This window comes from Methylobacterium amylolyticum, from assembly GCF_030700245.1.
GTDB lineage: Bacteria > Pseudomonadota > Alphaproteobacteria > Rhizobiales > Beijerinckiaceae > Methylobacterium.
In genome coordinates this window covers 1-5,436 of sequence record NZ_JAUYZI010000058.1, presented here as the reverse complement: position 1 = coordinate 5,436, position 5,436 = coordinate 1, and the positions used below count along the sequence as shown (strand labels likewise).

Below are 5,436 nucleotides of genomic sequence, written 5' to 3'. Positions count from 1 at the left end.
GGTTCCCCCCCGCTCGTACTGGGGGCTGGGGCGGGGCCGGGGGGGGGGGCCCCCCCCCACGGCTCCACGGAATTGTTTCGACGCGCTCTCTCGCGCCGAGCCGGCGTCCACCTCGGCGGAGAGCGCTCTAGACGGCCGCCTCCCGCGCCTCGGCGCGGGCGCATCCCTGAACCGCTTACCTGCCGCGTATGCAGGACTGAGCCCGGAGAGTCTCGAGACATGCCGATCCTCACGTTCCCCGACGGCAACACGCGCGAGATCGCCGTCGGCGCCACCGGCCGCGCCGTGGTCGAGGGCATCGCCAAGTCCCTGGCCAAGCGCACCGTGGCGATGGCGCTCGACGGTGTCGTCCACGACCTCGACGACGGCATCACCCGCGACGCCAGCGTCGAGTTCCTGAACCGCGACGACCCGCGCAGCCTGGAGCTGATCCGCCACGACTGCGCCCACGTGCTCGCGGAGGCCGTCCAGTCCCTGTGGCCCGAGACCCAGGTGACGATCGGCCCGGTCATCGAGAACGGCTTCTACTACGACTTCTTCCGCGAGACGCCGTTCACGCCGGAGGATTTTCCGGCGATCGAGGCGCGGATGCGCCAGATCATCGCCCGCGACCAGCCCTTCACCAAGGAGGTGTGGAAGCGCGAGGACGTGCGCGCCCTGTTCGCGGGCAAGCAAGAGCTGTTCAAGGTCGAGCTGGTCGACGCGATCCCGCCGGGCGAGGACCTGAAGATCTACCGGCAGGGCGAGTGGTTCGACCTGTGCCGCGGCCCGCACATGACCTCGACCGGCAAGGTCGGCCCGGCCTTCAAGCTGATGAAGGTCGCGGGCGCCTACTGGCGCGGCGATTCCACCAAGCCGATGCTGACCCGCATCTACGGCACGGCCTGGGCGTCGCAGACCGACCTCGACGCCTACCTGCACCGGCTGGCCGAGGCCGAGCGGCGCGACCACCGGCGGCTCGGCCGGGAGATGGACCTGTTCCACTTCCAGGAGGAGGGGCCGGGCGTCGTCTTCTGGCACGCCAAGGGCTGGACGATCTTCCAGGAGCTGATCGCCTACATGCGCCGCCGCCTCAAGGGCGACTACGCCGAGGTGAACGCGCCACAGATCCTCGACAAGGGCCTGTGGGAGACCTCCGGCCACTGGAGCTGGTATCGCGAGAACATGTTCGCGGCGCAGAGCGCCGGCGACGAGGCCGAGGACAAGCGCTGGTTCGCCCTCAAGCCGATGAACTGCCCGGGCCACGTGCAGATCTTCAAGCACGGGCTGAAATCCTACCGCGACCTGCCGCTGCGCATGGCCGAGTTCGGCGTCGTCCACCGCTACGAGCCGTCCGGCGCCATGCACGGGCTGATGCGGGTGCGCGGCTTCACCCAGGACGACGCGCACATCTTCTGCACCGAGGACCAGCTCGCCGACGAGTGCCTGAAGATCAACGACCTGATCCTCTCGACCTACGCCGATTTCGGCTTCGACGAGATCGTGGTGAAGCTCTCCACGCGCCCCGAGAAGCGCGTCGGCTCGGACGCCCTGTGGGACCACGCGGAAGCGGTGATGACCCGGGTGCTCGCGCAGATCGAGGAGCAGTCGGGCGGGCGGATCCGGACCGCGGTCAACCCGGGGGAGGGGGCCTTCTACGGCCCGAAATTCGAGTACGTGCTGCGCGACGCGATCGGCCGCGACTGGCAGTGCGGCACGACACAGGTGGACTTCAACCTGCCCGAGCGGTTCGGCGCCTTCTACGTCGACGCCGACGGCCAGAAGAAGCCGCCGGTGATGGTCCACCGCGCCATCTGCGGCTCGATGGAGCGGTTCACCGGCATCCTGATCGAGCACTTCGCCGGGCACTTCCCGCTCTGGCTCGCGCCGGTGCAGGTGGTGGTGGCCACGATCACCGGCGAGGCCGACCCTTACGCCGAGCGGGTGGTCCGGGCGCTGGAGCGGGCGGGATTGCGGGTCGAGGCCGACCTGAGAAACGAAAAAATCAACTACAAGGTCCGCGAGCATTCCCTGGCCAAGGTCCCGGTGCTGCTGGCGCTCGGCAAGCGCGAGGCGGAGGAGGGCACGGTCTCGATCCGCAGGCTCGGCAGCCAGCAGACCCGCACCCTGCCGCTCGCCGAGGCGGTGGCGGCCTTCGTCGAGGAGGCGAACGCGCCGGACCGGCGCCGCGCCGACGCGGTGGCCGAGACTGTGCCCACGAGCGACGCGGTGCTCGACGGGCACCACGGCGTGCTCCCGACGCCCTGAGACGTTCCGCGGGAAATCCGCTCGGGCGGTTGAGATCGGCGCGGCTCTCGCCGATGCTGGGCTCAGGGCGTTCGCGTCGACGTGCCGACACGGGACGCGGCGGCAGGCCGTCAAAGCGAGAGGAGTCCGGGTTGGGCGGCCCTTCGTCACTCTCCGCACCGCGTGAACCGCATCCCGTTCTCCCTCCCCCCTCTGCGGGGGAGGGTGGCCAAGAAGGCGCCCCTCGCGTGAGGCCGGGTCGGGAGAGGGGAGCGCCGCATCCGGAGAGGTCGCGTCGCGTGCCCCATCTTCCAGTGTCGCGCTGCCCCTCTCCCCCCCTGCTGCGCAGGGTACCCTCCCCCGCGGAGGGGGGAGGGAGTGCGCGTCCGCATCCAGATTTTCCCGACGATCGAACGATGCGCCATTGGTCTCGGTCCGCCCCGGCCCTCCTCGCCCGACTGATGCTCGCCGCCCTGGTCGGCCTCGCGCTCGCCGGCACGGCCCGGGCCGGGGGGCGGGTCGCCCTGGTGATCGGGATCGGCGCCTACCAGAACGCGCCGGCACTCGACGGCCCGGTCGCCGACGCCCGGGCGATGGCCACCGCCCTGACCCGCCTCGGCTTCGATGTGATGGAGGGCTACGACCTGCGGCTCGACGCGCTGCGGGCGCTGGTCGGCGCCTACGCGGCCCGGCTCGACGGCGCGGGGGTCGGGCTGCTGTACTACGCGGGCCACGGGATCGCGGTGGCGGGCGAGAACTACCTGCTGCCCACCGACGCGGTGCTGCGCAACGAGGCCGACCTCGGCTTCCGCGCGGTGAGCCTCGCGCAGGTGCTGCGGCCGATGCAGCGCGCGGACCGGACCAGCATCGCGTTCCTCGACGCCGCCCGCCCGAACCCGCTGGCCGCCGACCTCCTCCGCCTCGGCCGGATCCGGCCGGGGGCGGTGGCGACCGGCCTCGCCGCCGTCGCGGTGGAGGGGACGCCGCGCACCCTCGTCGGCCTCTCCGCCGAGCCCGGCCGCACGGCCCCCGCCGCGCCGCCCGGCCGCACCGGCCCGTACACGGCGGCGCTGGTGGCGCAGGTCGGCGCGCCGGGCCTGCCCCTCGACGCGGCCGTGGAGCGGGCGGGGGCGGCGGTGGCCCGGGCGACCGACGGGGCGCAGCGCCCTTGGTTCGCCACCTCGATCCCGGCCGCCTTCTCCCTCGATCCGGCGGCGCCGGTCGCGGCCGCCGCCCCGCCCGCACCGGCGCCCGCGATCCGGTCCGCGCCGGCGCCCGCGGTCCCAGCGATCCGGCCCGCGCCGGCCGCCGTTCCTCCGCCGCCGCCCGAGCCGGTCGCGGCGGCCGAGCCCGAGCTGAAGCTGTCCCACAAGGAGCGGGTCGAGGCGCAACTGCGCCTGAAGGCGGTCGGCTTCGATCCGGGCGGGGCGTCCGGCGCGTTCGGGCCGGGGACGCACAAGGCGGTCGGCGACTGGCAGGGCAGCCGCGGCCTGCCGCGCACCGGAATCCTCGACGCGGCGCAGCGGGCGGCCCTGTGGGAGCAGAGCGAGTCCGGCTACCGCAAGCTGCTCGCCGCCCGGGCTGCCGCCGTGAAGGCCAAGGCCGCCGCCGCGCAGAAGGCCGGCGAGGCGCCGCCGGAGGGCGCGGCCCCGCGGGAGGGCGGCGCGGCGCCCGAGGGGGGCGGCTTCCTGGACAACCTCCTGAAGGCGGTGCGCCGGTAGACCGCTTCGCCTGCGGCTCGCGATGGGGCTCAGCCGGTCTTGGCCAGCACCTCGACGTCGCGGTCGAGGCCGCTCTCGACCTTGAACTCGCGGGTGTAGACCTGCCCGTCGTGGCGGGCGATCAGCACGTAGTCGCCCTCGGCCAGCGTCACCTGCGGGAAGGCGCCGATCGCCTCGCGGATCGTGTCGCCGCCGGGCGTCAGCACCGAGAAGGCGGTGCCGGCGAACGCCTCGGCGCCGGGATTGGCCACGAGCTTGAGGGTCACGGTGGCGGCGCGGTGGTTGAGCGTCGCGTCGGTGACCTTGCCGTTCTCGACCCGGAGGTCGGCGCGCTGGATCGCGTTCGATTCCCCGTAGGTCGAGACCACGTGGTAGGTGCCCTCGGGCAGGCGCAGCAGCTCCCCGGTCTTGATGCCGGCGCGCACCAGCCGGCCCTCCGAGTTGGTCCCCACCGGCACGAACACCGAGAAGGTCACCTGCCCGGGCGGGATCTTGACGTCGCCGACCGCCCCCGAGAGCCGCAGCGCGCCGGCCGCCACCCGCAGGGTGTCGGTCACGGGGTGGTCGGCCATGACGATGCGCTTGGAGGCGCTGGCGAAGCCGTAGGTGACGGTGGCGACGTAGGTGCCCGCGGGCAGCGAGAACCGCGGCTCCGCGTCGGCGGAACGGGCGACGATCGCCGGCCGGCCGCCGTCGCCCCGGTCCTCGTAGATCCGCCACGCCAGCCCCTGGCGCAGGGCCACGCCGGGGCCGGACAGCACCGCGGAGAGCGCGAGCGGCACCTCGGGCTGCGGCAGCGCGGGCGGCAGGGACGGGCTGGTGATCGAGGGTGAAGGCAGGGGGCCGCCGATGGGGCCGCCGACGGGATCGCCGACGCGGTTCTGGAACAGGCCCTGCTGCGCCGCCGCGGCGGCGGGCAGCAGCATCAGCAGCGTCGCGGCGAGCCCGAACCGCATCCCCGAAGTCATCCTTCCGCCCGCCGGAGCCGAGAGGCGTCCCCGTCCGCCGCCTCTCTGCGACCGGACCGTGGCGGCGGCAAGGCGGGCCGGCGCGACGGGCCGGGGCGGGCCGCCCGTCACAGCCTCTCCGACCCGCTCTTCCCACCAGCCCCCTCATAGCGTTTCCGTCCGAACCACGCGGGGATCCGGGCCCACGCCGTCATCGCGAGCCGTAGGCGAAGCGACCCAGGGCTGCGCGACGCCCGTCGATGTGGCGCCGCTGGGTTGCTTCGCTCCGCTCGCAAAGACGGAGAGAGCCGCGCCCGAAGCGCGCAACCGGAAGCAGGATCGGGTTCTTTCGAGTCGGCCGGCGTTGCGCCGCGGCCCGCCCTCCGGACACGCGTTCTCGCCCCCACCCGCTTGCGCGCCGGGGACATGGCCCAAATGGAACAGGGGACGCGGGACGCCGCGGGAGCCCTGGTCGTGTGACACACGCGGAAGCCGGCCCCCGCGGCGCCCCGTGGCCGTCGGCCCCCGTCACCGGGGCCGCC

General features: G+C 73.8%; 3 protein-coding genes. 2 read left to right on the top strand and 1 reads right to left on the bottom strand.

What is annotated here, in order from left to right; genetic code table 11:
- The first annotated feature begins 219 nt into the window (after positions 1–219).
- Both thrS and Q8W71_RS27530 read left to right on the top strand, forming a co-directional pair.
- Positions 220–2,247, top strand: coding sequence for a threonine--tRNA ligase (gene thrS / locus Q8W71_RS27535; RefSeq protein ID WP_305528603.1), 2,028 nt, complete (start codon positions 220–222; stop codon positions 2,245–2,247).
- Between the two features lie 395 nt (positions 2,248–2,642).
- Positions 2,643–3,947, top strand: coding sequence for a caspase family protein (locus Q8W71_RS27530; protein ID WP_305528602.1), 1,305 nt, complete (start codon positions 2,643–2,645; stop codon positions 3,945–3,947).
- A 29-nt stretch (positions 3,948–3,976) separates the two neighbouring features.
- Here the strand turns inward: Q8W71_RS27530 and Q8W71_RS27525 are convergent, their stop codons facing one another.
- A complete protein-coding gene (locus tag Q8W71_RS27525; protein ID WP_305528601.1) occupies positions 3,977–4,903 on the bottom strand; it encodes a hypothetical protein in 927 nt (308 codons plus the stop codon).
- Positions 4,904–5,436 lie beyond the last annotated feature (533 nt).

Coding starts and splice junctions, on each gene's coding strand:
- thrS (WP_305528603.1), top strand. CDS start 220: ATGCCGATCCTCACGTTCCCCGACGGCAACACGCGCGAGATCGCCGTC.
- Q8W71_RS27530 (WP_305528602.1), top strand. CDS start 2,643: ATGCGCCATTGGTCTCGGTCCGCCCCGGCCCTCCTCGCCCGACTGATG.
- Q8W71_RS27525 (WP_305528601.1), bottom strand. CDS start 4,903: ATGCGGTTCGGGCTCGCCGCGACGCTGCTGATGCTGCTGCCCGCCGCC.